The 23362-nt window shown below is 74.5% G+C and carries 18 protein-coding genes and 2 pseudogenes; 6 read left to right on the top strand and 14 right to left on the bottom strand.

Going from position 1 to position 23362, the window contains the following annotated elements:
• Positions 1-9 precede the first annotated feature (9 nt).
• From MCAG_RS07035 to MCAG_RS07025, 3 genes and pseudogenes are all read right to left on the bottom strand, one after another.
• Positions 10-402 (bottom strand): VOC family protein, encoded by a 393-nt coding sequence (locus MCAG_RS07035; protein ID WP_007072276.1) that lies wholly within the window; start codon positions 400-402, stop codon positions 10-12.
• A 9-nt stretch (positions 403-411) separates the two neighbouring features.
• Positions 412-1053, bottom strand: a complete 642-nt coding sequence (gene lipB, locus MCAG_RS07030) for a lipoyl(octanoyl) transferase LipB (protein WP_007072275.1) — start codon at positions 1051-1053, stop codon at positions 412-414.
• A 75-nt stretch (positions 1054-1128) separates the two neighbouring features.
• Positions 1129-2962, bottom strand: a pseudogene (locus MCAG_RS07025) (DUF2079 domain-containing protein).
• A gap of 198 nt (positions 2963-3160) precedes the next feature.
• On the opposite strand from MCAG_RS07025, the gene MCAG_RS07020 reads away from it, so the two are divergent.
• Positions 3161-4399: a PHB depolymerase family esterase gene (locus MCAG_RS07020; protein WP_036372657.1), complete on the top strand. Its 1239-nt coding sequence runs from the start codon at positions 3161-3163 to the stop codon at positions 4397-4399.
• A 57-nt stretch (positions 4400-4456) separates the two neighbouring features.
• Here MCAG_RS07020 and MCAG_RS07015 read toward each other — a convergent pair.
• Positions 4457-5357 (bottom strand): annotated as a pseudogene (locus MCAG_RS07015) (TIGR01777 family oxidoreductase).
• 85 nt (positions 5358-5442) lie between these two features.
• Positions 5443-6456: an aldo/keto reductase gene (locus MCAG_RS07010; protein WP_036372653.1), complete on the bottom strand. Its 1014-nt coding sequence runs from the start codon at positions 6454-6456 to the stop codon at positions 5443-5445.
• A 53-nt stretch (positions 6457-6509) separates the two neighbouring features.
• Here MCAG_RS07010 and MCAG_RS07005 point away from each other — a divergent pair, with 53 nt between their 5' ends.
• A complete protein-coding gene (locus MCAG_RS07005; RefSeq protein WP_007072270.1) occupies positions 6510-6869 on the top strand; it encodes a MerR family transcriptional regulator in 360 nt (119 codons plus the stop codon).
• 144 nt (positions 6870-7013) lie between these two features.
• Positions 7014-7544: a DinB family protein gene (locus MCAG_RS07000; protein ID WP_036372651.1), complete on the top strand. Its 531-nt coding sequence runs from the start codon at positions 7014-7016 to the stop codon at positions 7542-7544.
• 92 nt (positions 7545-7636) lie between these two features.
• Here MCAG_RS07000 and MCAG_RS06995 read toward each other — a convergent pair whose 3' ends face one another.
• Positions 7637-8554 (bottom strand): LLM class flavin-dependent oxidoreductase, encoded by a 918-nt coding sequence (locus tag MCAG_RS06995; protein ID WP_007072268.1) that lies wholly within the window; start codon positions 8552-8554, stop codon positions 7637-7639.
• Positions 8555-8727: 173 nt separating this feature from the next.
• A complete protein-coding gene (locus MCAG_RS33480) occupies positions 8728-9144 on the bottom strand; it encodes a hypothetical protein (protein ID WP_007072267.1) in 417 nt (138 codons plus the stop codon).
• A gap of 117 nt (positions 9145-9261) precedes the next feature.
• On the opposite strand from MCAG_RS33480, the gene MCAG_RS06985 reads away from it, so the two are divergent.
• Positions 9262-12174 (top strand): BTAD domain-containing putative transcriptional regulator, encoded by a 2913-nt coding sequence (locus MCAG_RS06985; RefSeq protein ID WP_007072266.1) that lies wholly within the window; start codon positions 9262-9264, stop codon positions 12172-12174.
• Between the two features lie 61 nt (positions 12175-12235).
• Here the strand turns inward: MCAG_RS06985 and MCAG_RS06980 are convergent, their stop codons facing one another.
• From MCAG_RS06980 to lpdA, 3 genes are all read right to left on the bottom strand, one after another.
• On the bottom strand, positions 12236-13561 hold the full coding sequence (locus MCAG_RS06980; protein ID WP_007072265.1) for a low temperature requirement protein A: 1326 nt from the start codon (positions 13559-13561) through the stop codon (positions 12236-12238).
• Positions 13562-13711: 150 nt separating this feature from the next.
• The gene (gene sucB, locus MCAG_RS06975; RefSeq protein WP_007072264.1) at positions 13712-15490 is read right to left on the bottom strand and encodes a 2-oxoglutarate dehydrogenase, E2 component, dihydrolipoamide succinyltransferase; all 1779 of its coding nucleotides are present in this window, start codon (positions 15488-15490) and stop codon (positions 13712-13714) included.
• A gap of 73 nt (positions 15491-15563) precedes the next feature.
• A complete protein-coding gene (gene lpdA / locus MCAG_RS06970; RefSeq protein WP_198141513.1) occupies positions 15564-16982 on the bottom strand; it encodes a dihydrolipoyl dehydrogenase in 1419 nt (472 codons plus the stop codon).
• Between the two features lie 149 nt (positions 16983-17131).
• Here lpdA and MCAG_RS06965 point away from each other — a divergent pair, with 149 nt between their 5' ends.
• Positions 17132-17461, top strand: a complete 330-nt coding sequence (locus tag MCAG_RS06965) for a hypothetical protein (RefSeq protein ID WP_007072262.1) — start codon at positions 17132-17134, stop codon at positions 17459-17461.
• A 110-nt stretch (positions 17462-17571) separates the two neighbouring features.
• Here MCAG_RS06965 and MCAG_RS06960 read toward each other — a convergent pair whose 3' ends face one another.
• Complete coding sequence (locus MCAG_RS06960; RefSeq protein WP_007072261.1) at positions 17572-19143, bottom strand: leucyl aminopeptidase; 1572 nt, start codon at positions 19141-19143, stop codon at positions 17572-17574.
• Positions 19144-19307: 164 nt separating this feature from the next.
• Between MCAG_RS06960 and gcvT the strand changes: the two genes are divergently transcribed.
• Positions 19308-20438, top strand: coding sequence for a glycine cleavage system aminomethyltransferase GcvT (gene gcvT, locus MCAG_RS06955; protein WP_007072260.1), 1131 nt, complete (start codon positions 19308-19310; stop codon positions 20436-20438).
• Between the two features lie 62 nt (positions 20439-20500).
• Here gcvT and MCAG_RS06950 read toward each other — a convergent pair whose 3' ends face one another.
• The 3 genes from MCAG_RS06950 to MCAG_RS32285 form a co-directional block, all read right to left on the bottom strand.
• Positions 20501-21796, bottom strand: coding sequence for a DUF2314 domain-containing protein (locus tag MCAG_RS06950; RefSeq protein ID WP_007072259.1), 1296 nt, complete (start codon positions 21794-21796; stop codon positions 20501-20503).
• 65 nt (positions 21797-21861) lie between these two features.
• Positions 21862-22605 (bottom strand): adenosylcobinamide-GDP ribazoletransferase, encoded by a 744-nt coding sequence (gene cobS, locus MCAG_RS06945; protein ID WP_036376553.1) that lies wholly within the window; start codon positions 22603-22605, stop codon positions 21862-21864.
• An 82-nt stretch (positions 22606-22687) separates the two neighbouring features.
• Positions 22688-23362: nicotinate-nucleotide--dimethylbenzimidazole phosphoribosyltransferase (locus tag MCAG_RS32285; RefSeq protein WP_036372647.1), on the bottom strand; the 675-nt coding region annotated here is incomplete at its 5' end.

Genomic DNA, 23362 nt, shown 5'->3' with positions numbered 1-23362 from the left:
CCGGGCCGTTCAGGCCGGGCCGAGTAGGTCCCAGGGGTTGCCGGCGATGTCGCGGAAGACAGCCACCCGGCCGTACGGCTCGGTGCGCGGCGGCCGGACGAACTCCACGCCCGCGTCGGCGAGGCGGCGGTGGGTGGCGTCGAAGTCGTCGACCCGCAGGAAGAAGCCGACCCGCCCGGCGGTCTGGGCGCCGACCGCCGCCTCCTGCCGCCCGCCGTCGGCCCGGGCCAGCAGCAGGCCGGTCTGCGCGCCCGGAGGGCGGACCACCACCCACCGCTTCGGGCGGCCGTCGGTGGTCTCCGCCGGGGAGTCCTCGACCAGCTCGAAACCGAGGACCTCGGTGAAGAAGGCGATCGCCGGGTCGTACTCGGCGACGACGAGGGTGACGAGATCGATCCGCACCCGCCGAGCCTAGAGCGTGATCAGGGTGGGCAGGTGGCGCTCCACCACCGGCAGGACGTCGGCCACGGTGATCGGGTGGCCGAGCTCCGCGGTGAGCGAGGTGACCCCGGCGTCGCGGATGCCGCAGGGCACGATCCGGTCGAAGTACGCCAGGTCGCAGTCGCAGTTGATCGAGAAGCCGTGCTGGGTCACCCCACGGGCGACCCGGATGCCGATGGCGGCGACCTTGCGGGCCGGCCCCCGGTCGTCCTCGGGCACCCAGACCCCGCTGCGCCCGTGGACCCGGTCGGCGGCCAGGCCGAACTCGGCGCAGACCTCGATCAACAACTGCTCGGTGCGGCGCACGTACGCGACGACGTCCACCGGGTCGGGCAGCTTCACGATCGGGTACCCGACGAGCTGCCCCGGGCCGTGCCAGGTGATCTTGCCGCCACGGTCCACGTCCACGACGGGGGTGCCGTCCAGCGGCCGGTCCCACGGCTCGGTGCGCTTGCCGGCCGTGTAGACGCTCGGGTGCTCCAGCAGCAGCACCGTGTCGCCGCGCTCGCCGGCCACCACCGACTCGTGCAGCCGCCGCTGCTCGTCCCACGCGGCCTGGTAGTCGAGCACCCCTGCACGTACGGCGGTCAGCCCCGGAATCGTCGCGGTCACGCCCACCAGCGTAGTCCCGTACCGGCCGGTCACCTTCGGTGAGCCGGCTCACCACCGGCGTGTCGGGCGAGCGGGTCAGGCCGGCGGGACCCGCCAGAGCCAGACGTCGTCGACGCGCTGCGGGGGGCCGAGCAGGGCGGTGGCGGTGCGGCGCAGGGCGTCTTCGTCGAGGTCGTACTTCGCGCCGTGCACCCGGTCGGCGAGGACCACCACCTCGACCCCCCAGTACCGCAGGTCGGCCAGGGACAGCCGGATGCTGCCCTCGGTGACGATCGGGACGAGGCCGGTGCGTCCGGCCTGGTCCATCAGCGTGTCGAAGGTGCGCGGCGGCGGCCCGATCCGGCCCCGGCCGTCCGGGCCGCCGGGGCCGAGGAAGAACCCCGCCGGGATGCGGAACTCACCCTGCCGGTGGGCGAGCGCGTACGCCTGCCAGCGCTGCCCGTCCGGGGTCACGTCGAGGGTCAGCGGCAGCGGGGTGAGCGTCCCGCCCGGGGAGACGTACTCCCGCCAGGTGCCGGCGGTGATGAACGCCGGCACCGGCTCGCGGACGCCGGTCAGCAGCGGCGTGGGCAGCAGCGGCAGCAGCGCCACCGCGAGGCCGAGCCCCCAGGCGGCGCGCACGGCCCGGCGGCGCGGCGGGTCGGCCCGCAGCCGGTCGACGGTGTACGCCAGCAGCACCCCGAACACCGGGGCCACGATCAGGGCCAGCCGGGCCGGCAGGGCGGCGTTGACCACCGGCAGGTTGTCCAGCAGCAGGAACGGCAGCGGCGTGTCGGTGTGCCGGCCGGCCCACTTGGCCCGGGGCCCCCAGGAGAGCACGGCGAACACCACGGCGGTGCCGCCGAGGGCGGCGACGGTGGCCCGAAGGGCCCGGTCCCGCCGCCACAGGTAGCCGAGGCAGACGGCGGCGAGCAGCAGCAGCGGCACCCCGAAGAACGAGTTCTCCTCGGTCGGGTTGGGGGCGAGGGAGGTGCCCAGCCCCGCCTCGCCGGCCAGCGACCGGCGCGGGTACGCCGCGTACGCGGCGATGTCCTCGGCGTGGATGACCGGGTCGAAGCCGGTGCCGTGGAACCGTTGCGGGCCGGCGAAGTGCAGCCACAGCGGGTACGCCAGCAGCGCCCCGGCGGTGAGCGTGGTCACGCCCAGCCCGCGCAGGAAGGCGGGCAGCGCCGCCCGGGCCTGCGCCCGCCGGCCGGGGTGCAGCGCCCAGATCGGCAGGAACACGCCGAGCGCGAGGGCGGTGAAGAACAGCCCCTCGGCGGCGATGGAGAAGGCGACCGCGACGGCGACGCCGAGCACGACCCCGTTGCGCAGCCAGCGCCCGGGGCTTCGCGCAGCGCGAACACCCGCCACAGCAACAGCGGCACCAGCCACCCGGCGGTCCAGTTCAGGTGGGCGTTGGCGTGCGAACACCCTTCCGGGGGGAGTACGCCACGAACAGCGCGCCGAGGCCCGCCGCGAGGCGGCTGCGCACGAACTGCCGGGACAGCAGCAGGTACCAGGCCAGCGCGGTGGCGGCGAGGTTTCCGGTGAGGATCACCAGGAACGTCGCGGGTGGCCCGATCAGGTATGTCAGCGGCGCGAAGACCGCCGCGTACACGGTGATCGAGGTGTTGACCGCGAGGTTCACCCCGTCCGGGACGTTGACCAGGGTCGTGAAGAGCGGGTTCTGGCCGTGGGTCAGCGCGTGCCCGCCGAAGGCGAGCAGCCACTCGAACAGCGCCTGGTCGCTGGAGTTGACGGTGATCGCCCGCTGGTTCGGGCCCAGCCACAGCCCGCTGGTGACCCAGCCGGCGAGGGCCAGCGCGAGCAGCGCGAAGAGCAGGTCGGCGCGCCGGTCGCGGCGGGTGTCGGGGGCGGCGGCGGGGATGGGAGGCGATCCGGTGGCCGGGGACGGGGAGGACGGCACGCAGCGGACGTTACCAACCGGACCTGGGCACGCTGGGGCGACACGGGCGCGGCGACGGTTGCCCGGCCGGCGACCGGCAGCGCACACGTCGACGCCCGTGAATGTGTGACCGGCGACCATGTCGGTGGAAGAAATACGGACGTAACGTCACGGCAACTCGGAAGTGACTCAGTTCACAATCCGCGACAGGAGGTCGCCGTGCGCCGCTCCACCACTCTGCTCACCCGGCTCGCCGGGGCGGTCGCCGGGGCCGCGCTCGCCGCGGCGGCCCTGGTCGCCGTCGCCGGGCCCGCCCGGGCCGCCACCCTCACCCAGGTCACCGGCTTCGGCACCAACCCCGGAAACCTCACCATGTACGCCTACCGCCCCGACGGTCTCCCGGCGGGCGCGCCCGCTGTCGTCCTGCTGCACGGCTGCACCCAGAACGCCGCCGGCTACGTCGCCAACTCCGGCTGGCAGAAGTACGCCGACCAGTGGAAGTTCGCCCTGATCGTGCCCCAGCAGTCCAGCGCCAACCAGGCGCTGAGCTGCTTCAACTGGTTCAGTGAGCAGGACATCGCCCGGGGGCGGGGCGAGGCGGCGTCGATCGCGGAGATGGTCGGGTACGCGAAGAGCACGTACGGCCTCGACGGCAGCCGGATCGCCATCAGCGGGTTGTCGGCGGGCGGGGCGATGGTCGCGGTCATGCTCGCCACGTACCCCGAGCTGTTCGCCGCCGGCTCGGTCATCGCCGGCGTGCCGTACCGCTGCTCCCCGCCGGCGCCCACCAGCACCTGCCAGTACAGCGGGGTCGACAGGTCCCCCGCCGCGTGGGGCGATCTCGTCCGGGCCGCCTACCCCGGGTACGCCGGCCGCCGGCCCCGGGTGGCGATCTGGCACGGCACCGCCGACAGCAGTGTCGTGCCGGCCAACGCCGTCGAGTCGCGCGACCAGTGGACCAACGTGCTCGGCGTCGCGCAGACCCCCACCAGCACGGCGTCGCTGCCCGCCGGCACCGGCCTGGAGGTGTACGGCGACGACGCCGTCCGCCTCTACCGGGTCTCCGGGATGGGTCACGGCACCCCCGTCGACCCCGGCTCCGGTGTCGACCAGTGCGGCACCGCGACGTCGTACTTCCTCGACACCATCTGCTCGACGTACCGCGACGCGCTCTTCTTCGGCCTCGGCGGCGGCGCGTCGCCGAGCCCGACCGCGCCCAGCCCGACCCCGACGGCCACCACGTCGCCCACCGCCCCGCCGACGGTCTCGCCCACCCCGACCGCGCCGCCGACGTGCGTCACCGCCAGCAACTACGCCCACGTCGCCGCCGGGCGCGCGTACCAGTCGGGCGGCTACGCGTACGCCGTCGGCAGCAACCAGCGGATGGGCCTCTACAACGTCTTCTACACCTCCACGCTCAAGCAGACCGCCCCCGGCTACTGGGTCGTCGGCTGCTGAGAGTCGTCGATCGAGGCCCCCTGCTCCACCCGAGGCGTCGACAGGGGGCCTCTCCTCTCAGTCGTTGAGGGCGGCGTGCAGGGCGCTCGGCAGGTCCGGGTGGTGGTACGCGAAGCCGGCCCGGTTCAGCACGGCGGGCAGCACCCGGGCGCTGGTCAACGCCTCGTGGGCGAAGCCGCCGAGGGCCACCTTCAGGGCCAACGCCGGGATCGGCATGACCGCCGGGCGGCGCAACTGGCGGGCCAGTTCCCGGGTGAACTCGGCGTTCGTGACCGGGGCCGGGCCGACGGCGTTGACCGGACCGGCCACGTCGTCGCGGTCCAGCAGGAACCGCGCCACGCGCAGCCAGTCGGCCATCGAGATCCACGGCAGCCACTGCCGACCGCTGCCCAGCTTCCCGGCGATGCCCAGCTTGAAGGGCAACAGCTGGGGCTTGAGTAGCCCGCCGTCGCGGTGCAGCGGCAGCCCGGTACGTAGCCGGACCACCCGCACCCCGGCGTCCTAAGGCGGGGTGGGTGGCCGCCTCCCAGACCCGGCAGACGTCGGCGAGGAAGCCCTCACCGGCCGGGGCGTCCTCCTCGACCACGCGGTCGCCCGTGTTGCCGTACCAGCCGACGGCCGAGGAGCTCAGCAGCACCGTCGGCCGGTCGGCGGCCGGCAGACCGGCGATCGTGATGGCCAGCATGGTGGTCGAGTCGACCCGGCTGGACCGGATCACCCCCTTGTACGTCTCGTTCCACCGCCTGTCGCCGACGCCCGCGCCGGCCAGGTTGACCACGGCGTCGGCCTCGGCGACCACCGCCGGGTCGAGCTGGGCGGCGGACGGTTTCCACTGCCGCTCGTCGGGGGTGCGCGCCGGCCGCCGGACCAGGCGGGTCACCCGGTGGCCGTCCGCGGTCAGGTGGTCGGCCAGCCGGGTGCCCAGGAAGCCGGACGCGCCGGCCATGAGGATCCGCATGCCCCCATCTTCGGACACGGGCGGCCGGTTGGATGCGGTGAGCGGGATGAAGGAGCGCGCTCACCGCACGAGGCTGCCCGGGCGGTCAGCTTCCGACGCCGGCCGGGCGCAGGTCGGCCAGGAGGCGCTCCACCTCCGCGAACGCGTCGGCCGGCAGCGGGCCGAGGGCGAGCGTGGCGAAGTTCTCCTCCGCCTGGGCCACCGTGCGGCACCCGGGGATCGGCAGCGTCCGGTCGCTGCGGGCCAGCAGCCACCCCAGCGCCCCCTGCGCGAGCGTGCGGCCGTCGGCCGTCAGGGCCTCCCGCACCTCGGCAACCCGGGCCGCCCACTGCGGCGTCGGCCGGCCGTCAACGAACCACGCCAACCACTGCGGGGCCTTCCCGCGCACGTCGTCGGCGCCCAGTGCCGCCGGACTCCCCTGGTAGCGGCCGGTGAGCAGGCCCATCGCGAGCGGCCCCCGGTTGAGGCTGGCCTGGTCCAGCTCCGCGCAGAGGGCGAGCATCGCCGCGTTGTCCTTCAGCACCGACTGGTCGTGCTGGATCGCCGCGCAGTGCGTGCCCGCCCCGGCGAACGCCCGCGCCGACGCCGGGTGGTCGGTGCTCCACCCGTACGCCCGGATCTTGCCCTGGTCGACGAGGCCCTCCAGGGTCTCGACGAGGTCGAGCGCGGCGGGCACCGGCAGGTCGTTGAGGTGCAGCTGGTACAGGTCGACGTGGTCGGTGCCGAGCCGGCGCAGCGACGCCTCCAGGCTCGCCACCGCGTAGGCGGGGGAGGCGTCCGTGCCGGTGGCCAGCCGGGTCGCCTCGTCGGAGCGGTTGCCGAACTTGGTGGCGATCACCACCTGGTCCCGGCGGCCCGCGAGGGCCCGGCCGAGGACCCGCTCGCTGTGCCCTGCGCCGTAGTTGCTGGCCGTGTCGAACAGCGTCACCCCCAGGTCGAGGGCCCGGTGCACGGTGCGGATCGACTCGTCGTCGTCGACCTCGCCCCACCCGTACGGCTGCCCGTCGTCGCCCCAGAGCGGCCCGCCGATCGCCCAGCACCCCATGCCGATGGCGCTGACCTTGATTCCGCTGCGACCCAGTGTCCGTGTCGTCGTCATGCGCCCAGTTTTCTACCTGGAGCGCGCTCCAGGTCAAGCGCTAGTGTGCGTCGGTGACCGGATACGCACCCTCGGAGGCCGCCCGCCGCAGCGGGTTCAGCCTCGACACCCTGCGCTACTACGAGAAGATCGGCCTGCTCAGCGGCGTCGGGCGCACCCCGGCCGGGCGTCGGGTGTTCACCGACGACGACCTGGGCTGGCTGACGCTGTTCCGCTGCCTGCGCGACACGGGCATGCCGATCGCCGAGATGTGCCGGTACGCCGAGCTGGCCCGCGCCGGCGACCACACGACCGGGGAGCGCCGGGCGCTGCTGGTGCGGCACGCGCAACGGGTCGAGGAGCAGATGTGCCTGCTCCAGCGTCAGTACGACCACCTGCGCGAGAAGATCCGCTTCTACGACACCCTGGGCTGAGCGCCGCCTCGCCCGTCCCGTGGGTTCTCGGCGACCTTCCTGATCGCCGCCTCGTCGAGCAGCAGCCAGGCCCCGGTCATCCGAACGGGAATGATCGGGACCAGCGCCGTTATCCGGTCGACCGCACCGGGGCCCGGTGGCAGGATGCCCGGGGTGTCGACGTCCCGTGGTGACCTGGTCCGGTGGCAGTTCGACCTGACCTGGGCCCTCTTCGAATACCACCTCGAACGGCTGGAGCCGGCCGACTTCCTGTGGGAGCCGGCCGCGCACTGCTGGACCGTACGGCCCGGCCCGGCCGGCACGTGGATCCCGGACTGGGCGCAGACGGAGCCCGACCCGACGCCGGTGCCCACGATGGCCTGGCTGACCTGGCACATCGGGTGGTGGTGGTCGTCGGCGGGGGAGCACCTCCAGGGGCGGCCCGTGCCCCAGCACACCGAGGTCGCCTGGCCGGGTGCCGGCACGGCGACGATCGAGTGGCTGCGCGACCTGCGGCGGCAGTGGCTCGGGCACCTCGACCGGCTCGCCGACGCCGACCTCGACCGGGTGGTCGCGTATCCGTGGCCGGCCGACGCCGGGCACACCGTCGCCCACCTGCTCGGGTGGGTCAACGCCGAGCTGATGAAGAACGTCGCGGAGATCGGGCAGCTCCGGCTGCTGCGCGCCGCACGGTGACTCAGGGACGCCAGAACTGGCGGGGCGCGAACCACGCCATGGTCGTGCTGAAGCGTCAACTGTCCAAGATTTCGGCGTGCCCGCCTGTTTCGTCAAGCGGCGAGGCGGCGCAGCACCGGGGTGAGCGGGTCGAGGGCGTCGGCGCGTACCACGAAGCGGGTGACGCCCCAGCGGCGCCCGTGTGAGGCGACCGCCGCGACGATCTCGGCCTCGGTGCCGATCAGCACGAACGGCGTGGCCAGCAGCTCCGGGCCGGTCAGGCCGACGGCGGCCGCCCGCTGCGCCGCGACGGCCTCCGCGTCGTCGGTCACGGTCACCGTCTGCACCAGCGCCTCCAGCGCCGGCGGTCGCGCCCGGCCCGCCGCACCCTCGGCGACGCAAGCGAGCTGCGCCTCGATCTGGTCGGCCCGCCACCGGGCCTCGTGCCGGTGGCCGTCGTCGAGGGTACGGCCGAAGCCGGCCAACCCCACGACGTCGGCGTGCGCGCCGGCCCAGCGCAGCAGCGTCGAGTTGGACGTGCCGACGGTCAGCGGCACGCGCTCCTTCACCGGCCGGGGCGAGTCGAGCCGGGCGGCGCGCACGGTCAGCTCGGGGGAGTCCACGGTCACCTCCTTGCCGTCGAGCAGGGCCCGGACCGCCTCGGTGACCGCGACGCAGCGGCGCACCCGGCCGGCGACGTCGGGGCGTTCCCGGCCGACCGCACGCCACTCGGCGGGGGTGTGGCCGGCCCCCACGCCGAGGCGGGCCCGCCCGCCGGAGACGACGTCGAGGGTGGCCACGGCGGTGGCGAGCAGCATCGGCTCGCGGACGCCGAGGTTCGACACGTACGAGCCGAGGCCGATCGTCGTGGTGACCGACGCGGCGGCGGCAAGCGCGACGAACGGGTCGCCGCACGAGCCGGGGTGGTCGGCGGCGAGCAGCGCGTCGAAGCCGGCTGCCTCGGCCCGGCGGGCCAGGTCGAGCCAGCCCGTCGCGTCGGCCGGGGTGACCTGGAGCGAGAAGGTGGCCATCGCCCCAGCGTCCGGCACCGGTGACCGGCGGGCAACGCGCCGGGGGCGGATTCTGCCGACCGGCGAATCCGCCGATCGCTGAACCCGCCCCCGGCGCGACCGGCCCCCGGCCGAACCGCGCCCCGGCTGTCCCGGCACGCGCCCGGTCGCCAGCCCCGTGTCGGGCGACCGGGTCAGGACCGTCCCCAGGCGGAGCTGCAGCTCTTGAGAACGCTGGTGCCGTCGTCGATGCAGACGGTCAGCTTCACCCGCTTCTCGTCGGTGATCATGTTGTACGCCGTGCTCGTGCAGCCCCCGTCGTTGTAGGTGTCCCGGACCGAGGCCACCATCCTGTCGTTCTCGTCGCTCAGGTAGGCGAACACTGCGGCGTCGTCGGTCTTGATGTCGCAGGCCTTGATCTCCTCCGCGCCCTCCCAGCCGGCCACGTCGGCGTCGAAGAAGGCCTTGCCGGCGGCGTTCTGGGTGTAGAGCCAGCCGATGTTCGTGCTGGCCTGCGCCGGTGTCGCCGCCACCGTCAGCGACAGCGCCGTGCCGATCGCGGCCATGCCCACCATGCCCAGGGTGCGGCCGGAAATGCGTCGAGTGCTCATGATCAGTCCTTTGTCGAGGTCCGAGACGTCGTCAAAGGATTACCGTGGACGCTTGCCACACCTCTGCCGTCCGCTTGCCGGCGATCGTTCATACTGGCGCGTCGGGGAGGTGGGTCCGTGGAGTTCCGGGTCCTCGGCTCGGTCGAGGCGTACTCGGCGGGCGTGCCGCTCGACCTCGGCGCCCGCCGCCAGCAGCGCCTGGTGCTTGCGGTGCTGCTGCTGGAGCCCAACCGCGTCGTACCGGTGGACCGGCTGGTCGACCTGGTCTGGGGGGCCGCCCCGCCGGCCTCGGCGCGCGGCACCGTCCAGGCGCTGGTCTCCCGGCTGCGCGCCGCCCTGCGCGCCGCCGACGGGCCTATCGCCGCCGGGGCTGTCGACGGGCCTATCGCCACCGGGGCTGTCGACGACGCCGACCCCCCGCCCGCCGTCCGCGCCGAGATCCTGCACCGGGGGGCGGGCTACCTGCTGCGGGTGGATCCGCTCTCGGTCGACGTGCACCGCTTCACCGACCTGCTCGCCCGGGCACGCGCGGCCGACGACGAGCGTTCCGTCGAGCTGTTCGACCGGGCCCTCGCGCTGTGGCGCGGCGATCCGCTGGCCGACGTGGCCCCGCCGCAGACGCGGGACCGGCTCTGCGGCGGCCTGCGGGAGGCGAGGTGGACGGCCGTCGAGGACCGGCTGGAGGCCCTCGTGCGGCTGGGCCGCTCCCGGGAGGCGCTGGACGAGCTGACCGAGCTGGTGGCCGAGCATCCCCTGCGGCAGCGCCTCGTGGGCCAGCTCATGCTGGTGCTGCACCGCCAGGGCCGCACGAACGAGGCGCTGGGCGCGTACGGTGACCTGCGCGCCCGGCTGGTCGCCGAGTTCGGCCTCGACCCCGCCGGTGAGCTGCGGGAGCTACAGGCCGCGATCCTGCGCGGCGACCCCGCGCTGGAGGCCCCGCCCGCCGGTGCGGCGCGGCCGGCCCCGCCCGTGGCCGAGGCCCCGGCGCTCGTCGCCCACCCGCCCGCCGACCAGCCGCCCGTACGCCCAGCCGAACTGCCCCACTCGCCCGACGGTTTCGTCGGCCGGCAGGCCGAGCTGGCGGCCCTCGACGCGCAGCTCGACGCCGGGCGGCGCTCCGGCCGCCCCCGGATCGTCGTCGTCGACGGGATGGGCGGGATCGGCAAGACCGCCCTCGCCCTGCACTGGGGCCACCTGCGGCGCGACGCGTTCGCGGACGGTCAGCTCTACCTCGACCTGCGCGGGTTCAGCCCGAGCGACACCCCGATGACCCCGGCCGAGGCGCTGCCCCGGCTGCTGCTCTCGCTCGGCGTGCCGCCGTCGGCCGTGCCGCCGTCCGCCGACTCCCAGGCCGCCCGGCTGCGCAGCCTCACCGACGGCCGCCGGATGCTGATCGTCCTCGACAACGCGTACGACGCCGCGCAGGTCCGGCCGCTGCTGCCGGGCAACACCGCCGGCCTGGTCGTGGTGACCAGCCGCCGACGGCTCCTCGGGCTGGTCGTGCGCGAACAGGCGGTGCCACTGGGGCTCGCCCCGCTCAGCCCGGCCGAGTCGACGGACCTGGTCGCCGGCTGCCTGCACGAGTCCCGGCCCGCCGAGCGTGAGGCGCTCGCCGACTACTGCGCCCACGTGCCGCTGGCCATCCGCATCGTCGCCGCCCGGGCGCTCGAACTGCCCGACCGCCCCCTCGGCGACCTGGTGGACGAGTTGCGCCAGGGCCGACGCCTCGACGCCTTCGCCGGGCCCGACGGCCCCGACACCAACCTCCGCACGGTCTTCTCCTGGTCGTACCGGTCCCTGTCGGCACCGGCGGCCGGGCTGTTCTGGCGGCTGGCCCTGCACCCCGGCCAGGGCGTGGGGGCCCCCGCCGTGGCGGCGCTCGCCGGCGTCGACCTGCCACGCGCCCGGGAGCTGGCCGGCGAGCTGACCCGGGCCAGCCTTCTGCACCGCACCGGCCCGGACCGCTACCAGTTCCACGACCTCGTCGGCGCGTACGCCACCGAGCTGGCCGGCGCGCCGGAGCACGCCGAGGAGCGGAGGCTCGCGCTGCGCCGCGTCCTCGACTGGTACCTGCACACGGTCGACGCCGCCGAGCGGGTGCTCCAGCCGCACCGGCCCCGCTTCGACCCGACGCCGCCTTCCCTGGTCGAGCCGCTGCGTTTCGACAGCTACGCCGACGCCCTGAGCTGGTGCGAGGCCGAGCGGTCGAGCCTCGTGCCGGTGGTGCGGGCCGCGGCGGCGAACGGGCTGCCTGGGCACGCGTGGCAGATCGCGCTCGCCGCGTCGGCGTACTGGTACATCGTCAAGCGGCGCGAGGACTGGGTGGCGGCCAGCGAGGTCGGGCTCGCCGCCACCCGGTCCCTAGGCGACCGGCGGGCCGAGGGGGCGCTGCTCACGCGGTTGGCCACGGCGCTCTGCGAGAGCCGGCGCTACCCGGAGGCCATCGAGCTGTACCAGGAGTCGCTGCGGGCGCACGAGGCGAGCGGGTACCGCGACTGGCGTCCGACGACCCTGAACAGCCTCGCCGTCGCGCACGCCGAGGCGGGCCGGCCCGACCACGCGCTCGCCACGTTCGCCCTCGCCCGCGACGAGCACCGGCTCCAGGGCAACCGGTGGGGCGAGGGCGTGGCGCTGCAGAACATGGCGCAGTGTCACGCCCTGCTGGGCGAGCCGGAGAAGGCGATCGCCCGCCACGAGGAGGCTCTCGTTGCCGTGCGCGACACCGGCGACCGGTACGCGGAGGCCATCTGCATCGCCAACCTGGGCGAGGCCCACGCCGAGCTGGGGGACCACGAGCGGGCGATCCGACGCTTCCGGGAGGCGGTTCAGCTGCACGTGTCGACCGGCAACGCGCACGGCCGGGCGCGGACCCTGCTGGAGCTGGGCCGGTCCCTGGCCGGCCTGGGCGATCCCGCAGCGGCCCGGTCCTGCTGGCGGGAGGCGCTGGCGGTCTTCGAGGAGCTCGGCGACCCCGAGGCCGACGAGATCCGCGCCCTGCTGCGGGAGCCGGCCGCGTCCGCATTTGTCTGAGTCACTGCGTTCGGTCACCAGGTAGGTGGTCGCACCCCGCCCCGGCGGCCCGCAGCCCCCGTCACTCCTCGTCCGGGAGCTCGTCGTGCCAGCGCCGCCGCCACTGCGACTCCCGCGCCTCGTGAGCGGTCCGCTCGGCGAAGACCGCCTGGCGCAGCGCGAGCCGGGAATCGGCCATCGTCACCACCTCCACGGCCACCAGGCCGACGCAGACCCCGGTGAGCAGGACCAGCGCGGCCAGCGCCGGTATCCGGCCAGCGACCGGGATCAGCGTCACGAGCAGCAGCACCGTGCCGGCCCGGGCCCAGGTGAAAGTGCGCAGGGCGCGTAGCTGGAAGAGCATGTCGCCGGCCAGGTAGCAGGCGACCCCGCCGAAGAGCAGCGGCACCCCGAGGCCGTGCAGCTTTTCCTCCAGGGGCAGGCGCGACTGACTGAGCAGGTTCAGCATCTCCTCGGCCCCGAGCGAGAACATGATCAGCCCGGTGATCATCGGCAGGAAGAGATAGGCGTACGCGTCCCGGGCCAGCGCCGCCCGGGCTCGGCCCTGGGCGACGTGCAGGGCGATGCGGGCCGCCGGACCGATCACGTCGAAGTGCAGCCACCACAGCGTCGCGGCCAGGACGACGCAGATGCTGGCGGCGGTGATCGCCTGCCAGCTCACCGGCTGACTGGCCAGGTTGGTGCCGACGCCGACGGAGATCACCGACTCGCCGAGCGCGATCATCAGGATCAGGTCGTACCGTTCCGTCCAGTGCTCGGCGGAGATCAACCCGCCGCTCCGGGTGCCGACCAGCAGCCCGGTGGCGTACTGGAGGGCGACGACGGTGGCCCAGAGCCCGTCGCGGACCAGTTCGCCGGTGTGGGGGTCGGCGAACTGGTGCGGGACGAGGGCGGCGGCGAGCAGCAGCGCGGTGCTGAACACCAGCTCCGGAGTGAGCTTCATCAGGTGCCGGTTCTCCACCGGCTCGTTCCGCACCGCGTGCCAGTAGATCCACAGGTGGACGACCCGGATGACCAGGTAGCTCACCGCGACGGTGAGCGGGCTGGCCAACTCGTGACCATGGGAGCTGATCGTCTGCGGCACGGCCAGGGCGAAGGCGAACAGTGCGGCCATCCCGACGACCATGACCAGCGGCACGAAGCCCTCGCCGAGGCGGACCCGGGTGGCGACCACGCTGTGGATGACCCAGACCCACCAGAGCACGGCCAGCACGAGCAGGCTGTGCAGCAGGGTGTGGCCGGTGATGGCGGTGGCGGTGGCCCGGACGATGACGAAGAAGGAGAAGACGAAGACCAGGTCGAAGAAGACCTCGAACCGGTCCACCCGGGCGCCGGGCGCGATCGCCACGGCGGGCCCGAGGCGTCCCCGCCGCTGCCTGCCCACCACCCGTCAACTCTCGCAGCGTCCGCCGGGCCTCCGGGCGGATTCGGCTCAGCTCGTCGCGCGGTACCGCGAAGTCCGGCAGCCGGCCCCGCGATGCCCGACGGGCGCCCCGGTCGGCGTGACCGGAGCGCCCGTCGGGGGAGACGGCGGTGGTTACAGGCCCAGCTCGGCCTCGAAGTTGCCGCCTTCCAGCCGCTCCTTGACCGCGACCAGGAAGCGGGCCGCGTCGGCGCCGTCGATCAGCCGGTGGTCGTACGACATGGCCAGGTAGACCATCGAGCGGACCGCGACGACCTCGCCCAGCTCCGGGTCGTTGACCACGACCGGGCGCTTCACCACGGCACCCGTGCCGAGCATCGCCGACTGCGGCGACGGCACGATCGGGGTGTCGAACAACGCGCCCCGGCTGCCGGTGTTGGTCAGCGTGAACGTGGCACCGGCGATCTCGTCCGGGCTGATCTTGTTGGTCCGGGTGCGCTCCGCCAGGTCGGCGATCCGCTTCGCCAGGCCACCCAGGTTGAGGTCGCCCGCCCCGTGGATCACCGGCACCATCAGGCCGCGCTCGGTGTCCACCGCGATGCCGAGGTGCTCGGCGTCCGGGTAGGTGATCGTCCCGGCGTCGAGGTCCATGCTGGCGTTGACGATCGGGTACGTCTGAAGCGCCTCGACCGCCGCGAGGGCGAAGAACGGCAGGAACGACAGCTTCACGCCGTGCCGTTGCAGGAACGAGTCCTTGGCCCGGGCCCGCAGCTTGGCGACCTTGGTGACGTCCACCTCGACGACGGTGGTGAGCTGCGCCATCTCGTGCAGCGACTGCTGCATCCGCTTGGCGATGGTCGCCCGGATCCGGGGCAGCTTCTCGGTCGTGCCGCGCTTCGCGCTCGGCTGCGGCTTCGCGGCCGGCTGTGCCGGGGCCGCGGCGGCGGCGGGCTGCGCCGCCGGGGCCGGGGCCGCCTTCGCCGCCTTGGCCTTCTCGGCCGCCTCAAGCACGTCCTGCTTGCGGATCCGGCCACCCACGCCGGTGCCGTTGACCGAGGAGAGGTCGACGCCGTGCTCGCTGGCGAGCTTGCGCACCAGCGGGGTCACGTACCCGGATGCCTCCTCGCCGCCGCCCTGGGCGGGCGCGGGCGCGGTCGGGCGCGCCGGGGTGGCGGTCGGGGCCGACGGCTGCGCCTGCTGCTCTGCCTGCGCCGGCTTGGCCGCCGTCTCGGCCTCCGCCGACGGCTCGTTGTACGACATGCCGGGCGTCGGCTCCTCGGCTCTGGGCGCCGGGGCGGCCTCGGCCTTCGGCTCCGGCTCGGCCTTGGCAGGGGCGGCGCCGGCCGCGCCGACGATCGCCAGGACGGCCCCGACGGCGGCGGTCTCGTCCTCGGCGACCTTGATCTCCAGCAGGGTGCCGGCGACCGGGGACGGAATCTCGGTGTCCACCTTGTCGGTGGAAACCTCCAGCAGCGGCTCGTCGACCTCGACGGTGTCGCCGACCTGCTTGAGCCAGCGGGTGACGGTGCCCTCGGTGACGCTCTCGCCCAGGGCCGGCAACTTCAACGGGGTGCCCTCGCCGGCCGGCGCCGGAGCGGCCTCGGCGGCCGGTGGCTGCTCGACGGCCGGCTGCTCCGCCTCGGCCTGCGGCGCGGCGGCGGCCTCCTCGGCCGGCTCCTCCTGCCCGGCGGCTTCGTCCTCGCCCGCGGACTCGCCCGCCCCCAGGATCACAGCCAGCTCGCTGCCCACCTCGGCGGTCTCGTCCTCGCTCACCACGATCCGGCGCAGCACGCCCGCCGCCGGCGACGGGATCTCGGTGTCGACCTTGTCGGTCGAGACCTCGAGCAGCGGCTCGTCGACCTCGACGGTGTCGCCCTCCTGCTTGAGCCAGCGGGTGACGGTGCCCTCGGTGACGCTCTCGCCGAGCCGAGGCATGGTGACCGATACCGGCATCTTCTAAGACTCCTTCATTCCCCTGGTGCGATCTCGCCCGTCTGCCGCCGGACGCCGCGGAATCAGTTCTCGATCAGGCGTGCGCGTGCAGCGGCTTGCCGGCGAGGGCGAGGTGCGCCTCGCCCAGGGCCTCGCCCTGGGTCGGGTGGGCGTGCACGAGCTGCGCCACCTCGGCCGGGTAGGCCTCCCAGTTGTAGATGAGCTGCGCCTCGCTGACCAGCTCGCCGACCCGGGCGCCGACCATGTGCACGCCGACGACCGGCCCGTCCTCCACCCGGATCAGCTTCACGAAGCCGGCGGTCTTGAGGATCTGGCTCTTGCCGTTGCCGCCCAGGTTGTAGTTGTACGTCTTGATCTTGTCGGCGCCGTACTGCTCCTTGGCCTTCGCCTCGGTGAGGCCGACCGACGCCAGCTCCGGGTCGCAGTAGGTGACCCGGGGGATGCCGGCCTCGTCGATCACGGCGGGGTTCTGGCCCGCGATCTCCTCGGCCACGAAGATGCCCTGCTGGAAGCCCCGGTGAGCGAGCTGGAGGCCGGGCACGATGTCGCCGACCGCGTAGACGTTCGGCACGCCGGTGCGCAGCCGCTCGTCGGTCAGCACGTACCCGCGATCGGTCTTCACGCCCTGCTCCTCGTACCCGAGGTCGGCGGTGCGCGGGCCGCGGCCCACGGCGACCAGCAGCAGCTCGGCCTCGACGGTCTCGCCGCCGGCGATGGTGACCCGGACGCCGTTCTCGGTCTTCTCGACCTTCTCGAACGGCTTGCCGACCTTGAATTTGATCTGCCGTTTGCGGAAGGCCCGCTCCAGCGCCTTCGACGACTCCTCGTCCTCGGCGGCGACCAGCCGGGGCAGCGCCTCGACGATCGTGACGTCCACGCCGAAGGACTTCCACACGCTGGCGAACTCGACGCCGATCACGCCGCCGCCCAGCACGATCGCCGAGGCCGGGACCCGGTCCAGGGTCAGCGCGTGGTCGCTGGTGATGATCCGCTCGCCGTCGACCTCCAGGCCGGGCAGGCTCTTCGCGTACGAGCCGGAGGCGAGCACGACGTTGCGGCCGGTGTACCGCTTCCCGTCCACCTCGACGGCGTTCGGGGCGACCAGCCGGCCGTGGCCCTCGACGATGGTGATCGCCTTGTTGCCCTTGAGCATCCCCTGCAGGCCCTTGTACAGGCGGGCGATCACGCCGTCCTTGTACGAGTTGACCGCCGCCATGTCGATGCCGACCAGCTCGGCCTTCACGCCGAACTGCTCCGACTCCCGCGTCTGGTCGGCGATCTCGGCGGCGTGCAGCAGGGCCTTCGTCGGGATGCAACCGTTGTGCAGGCAGGTCCCGCCGAGCTTGCCCTTCTCGACCAGCGCCACGGTCAGGCCCAGCTGGACGGCGCGCAGTGCGGTCGCGTAGCCGCCGCTGCCACCTCCGAGGATGACGATGTCGAAGGTCGCTTCGTTCGGCTCGCTCACGTCCAACTCCCAGTTCGCGTCATGCATCGGGGGTCATGGCGGGGCGGCACGGACAGACCCCACCTCGGTCATCTTGTCACCACCGCGTACCGGGCGCGTAGTGAGGTGCCCAACGACACGTCTCCGACACGTACGCTTGGCACCGGTTTCGATGACGGATATGGGGGAGACGGTCGGTGGCGCTGTTCCGACGACGCAAGCAGGCGCGCCCGGCGGGGCAGGACCGCGCGCCCGACCGCGCCGATCTCGACCACCTTGAGAACTTCGTCCGGACCCGGCGGGGGGTCGAGGCGTACATCGAGCCCCGCACCACCGTCACCGAGACCACCGTGATCCTCATCGCCGACGACGGAGAGTGGACCCGCCGGCGCGTCGACGGCCCGGAAGGGGCCCGCCGGTTCGCCCACAAGCTGGCCATCCCGATCTACGACGTGCGCCTCATGGGCTACCCGCAGCGGATGCGGGACTACAACGAGCGCCGCAAGCGCCGCCCCGAGCTGTACTGAGCCGCGCCACCGCGCCCGCCCCGGCTCCCGCCCCCGGCCCGGTCCGAGGCCCGCCCCCCGGCGCGCGCAAAGGGCCCCCGCTCGGCGGGGGCCCTTTGCGCGCGAGCGCGTCAGCCGTTGGCGGCGACGTCCTCCACCAGGTGCACGAGGGTACGCACCGGCACACCCGTGCCGCCCTTGGTCCAGTACCCGGTCGCCTCGCCCGAGTGGTAACTGGGGCCCGCGATGTCGATGTGCGCCCAGGCCACCTCGTCGGTGACGAACTCGCGCAGGAACACCCCGCCCTGCAACATGTGCCCCGCCCGGTCCATCCCGGCGTTGACCTGGGAGATGTCGGCGACGTCGGAGTCCATGCCCTTGCGTACCTCGTCCGGCAGCGGCATCGGCCAGGCCGGCTCGCCGACCGCGTCGCCGGCCGCCCGGACCCGCTCGCACAGCTCCGGGGTGCCCATCACGCCGGCGACCCGCTTGCCCAGCGAGATCACCTGCCCGCCGGTGAGGGTCGACGTCTCGAACAGGTAGTCGGCGCCGTCCTCGCAGGCCCGCGCCATGGCGTCGCCCAGGATCATCCGGCCCTCGGCGTCGGTGTTGAGCACCTCCACCCTCTTGCCGTTGTACATGGTGATCACGTCGCCCGGCCGGTAGCTCGTGCCCGACGGCATGTTCTCGGCCATCGGCAGGTACGCCGTCACCGTCACCGACGGCTTCAGCGCGGCGATCGCCAGCATGGCCGCGCCGACCGCCGCCGCGCCGCCCATGTCGGACTTCATCTCCCACATGCCCTGCGCCGGCTTGATCGAGATACCGCCGGTGTCGAAGGTGATGCCCTTGCCGACCAGCGCCACCCGCTTGCCGCTGCCTCCACCCTCGGGCGTGTAGGTGAGCTTGACCAGGCGCGGCGGGGCCTCCGACCCCTGCCCGACGGCCAGGATGCCGCCGTAGCCGCCGGCCGCCAGGGCCGCCTCGTCGAGCACCTCGACGTCGAGCCCGGCCGCGCGGGCCGCCTCCGCCACCGCGTCGGCGAACGCCGGCGGGCGCAGCAGATTCGGGGCGGCGTTCACCCAGTCGCGGGTCAGCCGGACCGCGCCGGCCACCGCGTGCGCCCTCTCGATCTCGGCGCGGGCGCCCGCGTCGCCGGCCTCCGGCACCGCGATCAACACCTCGGCGACCGGCTCCCGCCGGGCCGGCTGCGGGCGGGTCTTGTACCCGGCGAACCGGTACCCGCCGAGCAGCGCGCCCTCGGCCACGGCGCGCAGGGCGTCGGCGGCGTCAGCGTCGTCGGGCAGCGGCAGGCTCAGCGCCACCCGGCGGGCCCCCGCCAGGGCCCGGACCGCCGAGCCGGCGGCCCGGCGCAGCGTCTCCGGTGCCGGGGCGGCCCCGGTCGGCTCGGGGCCGAGGCCGACCGCCGCGACGACCGGGGCGGTGACGGTGCCCAACGTGGCCAGCTTGATCACCTCGCCCGGGGCGCCGGTCGCGCCGAGCAGCGCCAGCGTCTCGGTCAGCTTGCCGTCGAAGGCGGCGGCGATGCTCTCGGCACCGCTGGCGAGCAGCAGTGCCCGGGCGGGGCTGCCGGCGACATCCTGCTCACCGGTCTGGCTGTGCAGGCCGATCACGATCGCGTCGACGGCGAGCTCGGCGGGGTCGGTGTCGACCAGGCTGAGGGTGGTGCTGGGCGATGTCACTGAAGCTACTCCGGGCGGGCCGGGCCGATCGCGTCGTCGCGTATCGGCGGTGAAGGTCTCCGGCGGCAACCTACCCGCCGGACGGTGGGCTGTCCCGCCGAACTCGGCCGACGGGGGTCCCGCCGATGCTAACCAGCCGTTCAGCTACCGGTAAGTTGCCACCCATGACCGACGCGACCTCCGCCGCCGCCGCGACCCGGCTCCGCCGTTCTCCGCTGCACGAGCGGCACACCGCCCTCGGCGCCAAGTTCGCCCCGTTCGGTGGCTGGGAGATGCCCCTGGAGTACGCCGGCGGCGGAGTGCTCAGGGAGCACACGGCGGTCCGTACCGGGGTCGGGGTGTTCGACGTGTCGCACCTGGGCAAGGCGCGGGTCACCGGCCCCGGCGCGGCCGACTTCGTCAACGTCTGCCTGAGCAACGACCTCGGCCGGATCGGCCCCGGCCAGGCGCAGTACACCCTCTGCTGCGACGATGCCACCGGCGGCGTGGTGGACGACATCATCGCCTACCTGCACGCCGACGACCACGTGTTCCTCGTCCCGAACGCCGCGAACACCGCCGAGGTGGTGCGCCGGCTGCGCGCCGCCGCCCCGGAGCGGGTCGTCGTCACCGACGAGCACGAGGAGCACGCCGTCCTCGCCGTGCAGGGTCCGCGCTCGGCCGAACTGCTCGGCGCGCTGGGCCTGCCCACCGACCACGGCTACATGAGCTTCCGCGCCGGCACCCTCGCCGGTGCCGAGCTGACCGTCTGCCGCACCGGCTACACGGGCGAGCTGGGCTACGAGCTGGTGGTGCCGGCCGGGCACGCCGTCGCGGTCTGGGACGCGTTGGCCGCCACGGGCGAGGCGTACGAGCTGCGGGCCTGCGGGCTGGCCGCGCGGGACACCCTGCGCACCGAGATGGGCTACCCGCTGCACGGGCAGGACCTGTCGCCCGAGATCACTCCCGTGCAGGCCCGCTCGGGCTGGGCCGTCGGCTGGGACAAGCCGGCGTTCTGGGGCCGCGACGCGCTGCGCGCCGAGAAGGCGGCCGGCCCCGCGCGTACGCTACGCGGCCTGACGGCCGTCGACCGGGCGATCCCGCGCCCCGGCATGAAGCTGTACGTCGGGGACGCCTGCGTCGGGACGGTCACCAGCGGCACGTTCAGCCCGACGAGGAAGCAGGGCATCGCCCTGGCCCTGGTCGACACGGCTGCCGACCTCGCCGAGGGTGACACGGTGGAGGTCGACATCCGCGGCCGACGCGCCGCCCTGCTGCTGACCCGCCCCCCTTTCGTGACCCCCTCCGTCCGCTGACCCCACCTGACGGGGTGATCAAGAGGTTTGCGTCAGCGGGTGGCCTGACGCAGACCTTTTGATCAACTTGACGAGGTGGGGGGTTCGCCGGCGTCCAGGACGGCCTGGGTCCAGCCGCCCTCGATGACGCCCGAGCCGCCCAGGACGGCCCAGTCGACGACGTCCGCCGCCTCGACCACCACCGGGGCGCCGATGCGGACCCCCGGGTCGGTGCTGGCGTCGCTGGCGCTGGCGCCGACGATCCGTTCCGGGGTGTCCCACGAGGTCACGCCCGCCCAGACGTACTCCGGGCCCTCGTCGCCCGGCAGGCCGTACTTGACCACGAGCTGCGACCGGGCCGGTAGCCGGCCGGCCAGGAACCGGGCCCGGACGTCGTCCAGGCCGGCCCGGGCGGTGGCGACCGCCCGGCTCATCGCGTCGCCCGGACGGGCGTAGCGCACGTCCGGCGCGATGCCGTTGAACAGGGTGGCGCAGGCCGCCGCGAAGTACCGCCCGTCCGGGCCCGGGTGCCCCGGCGGCGGGCGCAGGCTCAGGAACGAGTCGGCCTCCGGATCGGTGGCCGGGTCCAGCTCCAACCGCAGCAGCACCGGCGCCGTCGCCCCGTGCTGCTCCGGGTTGCCGTACGCGACCGCGATGTCGTGCCCGGTGACGGTGGCGAGCACCGGGAGTTGCACGAATGCCGGCACCTCGTCGCCGGCCAGCCCGTCGGTCCAGGCCCGCAGCAGGCGGCGGGCGGCCCCGGTGAGCACCGCGCCCCAGGCCCGGGTGAGGTGGTCGGGCACCCCCTGGGTCTGCAACTCCAACAGCCCGAAACGGCGCAGTCCCTTCGTGGTGAACCACAGCCCCTCGGCGTCGGAGGAGTACGGCACCAGCACCCAGTCGACCAGCCGGATCCGCCCCTGCTCGTCGGGCAGCGAGCGCAGCGCTGCGGCCGGGTCGAGGAACTGGAGGCCGAAGACGTCCACCACATCCGTGTCCGCGCTCTCGGCGATGGCGGCGGCGACCGCCCGCGCCGCCCACTCGTGCGCGGGCGGCCAGCCCGGCCGGTACTCCGCCTGCACCACCACCAGATGGGTGGCGGCGGCGAGCCGGGCGAGCTGCGCCTCGGTCGCCCCGAACGCGGTGAGCAGGTCCGGCGGCAGCGCGGGAAACTCGGCGATCGGCCGGGTGTCCACGCTCATCAGCGGGCTGCCCAGCATCTGCGTGGCCAGCCCGTGCACCGGCTCGGCGAGCCGCCCGGCCAGCGCCCGCACGGCGGTCTTCGCGCCGACCCTCGGCAACCCCACCATCGGCACCAGATAGGTGGCGGTGAGCGACTCGGGGACCGGGACGGGCAGGAAATCGTCGGTGATGAGCATGTGGTCCCCTGTCTACCCCAGGCCGGCCTGTCGCCCGAAACGCTACCCGCCCGGCCGCGTCCGGATCAGCGGGTCGACGCCAGCCCCAGGTATACCAGCGTGGTGACCACCTCCACGGCGGCCCCGAGCACGTCGCCGGTGATGCCGCCGAGGCGGCGTACCGCGTGGCGCAGCAGCAGCACCGCGACGGCGAGCGCGGCGAGCACGGCGACCGGCCCCTGCCACGGGCGGCCCGGCACGGCGGCGACCGCGACGAGCGCGACGGCGGCCGTGCCGACCACCGCCGCGACCGGGCCGACGGTGCCCGCGACAAGCGCGCCGAGCCCGTCCGGCCGGGCCGCCGGCACGCCGCGCCGGCAGGCCAGGGTGACGCCGAGCCGCCCGGCCGCCGTAGCCGCCACCATGGCCGCGAGCGCCGCCGGCCCCGACCGGGATGCCAGCTCCGCGAGCGCCGCGGCCTGCACCAGGAGTACGACCACCAGCGCGGCCACCCCGAACGGCCCCACGTCGGGCTTCTTCATGATCTCCAGTGCGGCGGCCCCCCGCCGGTACGACCCCAGCGCGTCGACGGTGTCGGCGAGCCCGTCCAGGTGCAGCCCCCGGGTGAGCAACGCGCCCGCCCCGACCGTCACCGCCGCGGCGACCAGCGGTGGTGCGACGGCACCGAGGAGTAGCAGCACCCCGGCCAGCGCCGCCCCGAGCAGGGCCCCGACCGCCGGGGCGAGCGCCATCGCGGTGCCCGCCGTGACCCGGTCCACCCGGCCGGCGCGTACCGGCAGGACGGTGAACGTGGTGAGCGCCAGCCGGATCCCGTCGCCGGCACGTCCCCCGCCGCTCGTCGCGCCGTCGCCGGTGTGTCCCCCACCCGGCGCGGCGTCGCCCGGGTGGGGCTCAGCCGGCACGCCGTCCGGCCGGGTCCGGCTCGGTGGGCTCGGCCGGCTCGGTGGGTACGGCGGGCTCGGTGGGTACGGCCGGCTCGGTGGGCTCGGCCGGCTCGGTGGGTACGGCGGGCTCGGTCGGCTCGGCCGGCTCGGTGGGCTCGGCCGGCTCGGTGGGTACGGCGGGCTCGGTCGGCTCGGTGGTGGCCGGTCCCGGGCCGGCCGGCTCCGGCTCGACGAACTCCGACCCGTCCGCCTCGCCGTCCCGACCCCCGTCGCCCGGGTTCGCGGTGCCGGCGGCTACGGCGTCGCCCGGGTTCGCGGCGTCGCCCGGGCTCGGTCGGCTGGGCAGCGCGGCGGCCAGCGACAGCACCGAGCGCAGCAGCGGCAGCGCGGCCAGCGCGTTCGCCCCCTCGCCGAGGTCGAGCCGCAGGTCCAGCAGGGGGGTGAGGCCCAGCACGTCGGCGGCGAGCCGGACCGCCGGGTGACCGCCGTGGTCGGCGAGCAGGCACCAGTGCCGGGCCTGCCCGGCCAGGTCCCGGCTGATCATCCCGGCGGCGAGGCCGACCGGGCCGTCCAGCAGCACCGGGATCCGGCGGGCGGTCGCGCCGAGCAGCACGCCGGTGGCCACCGCGATGTCCCCGCCGCCCAGCTCGGCCAGCACGTCCTTGGCATCCCGGGGCGAGCG

The organism is Micromonospora sp. ATCC 39149 (genome assembly GCF_000158815.1).
Classification (GTDB): domain Bacteria; phylum Actinomycetota; class Actinomycetes; order Mycobacteriales; family Micromonosporaceae; genus Micromonospora.
The sequence above is the reverse complement of the archived record's forward strand: the minus strand, read 5'-3'. Positions and strand labels throughout refer to the sequence as shown.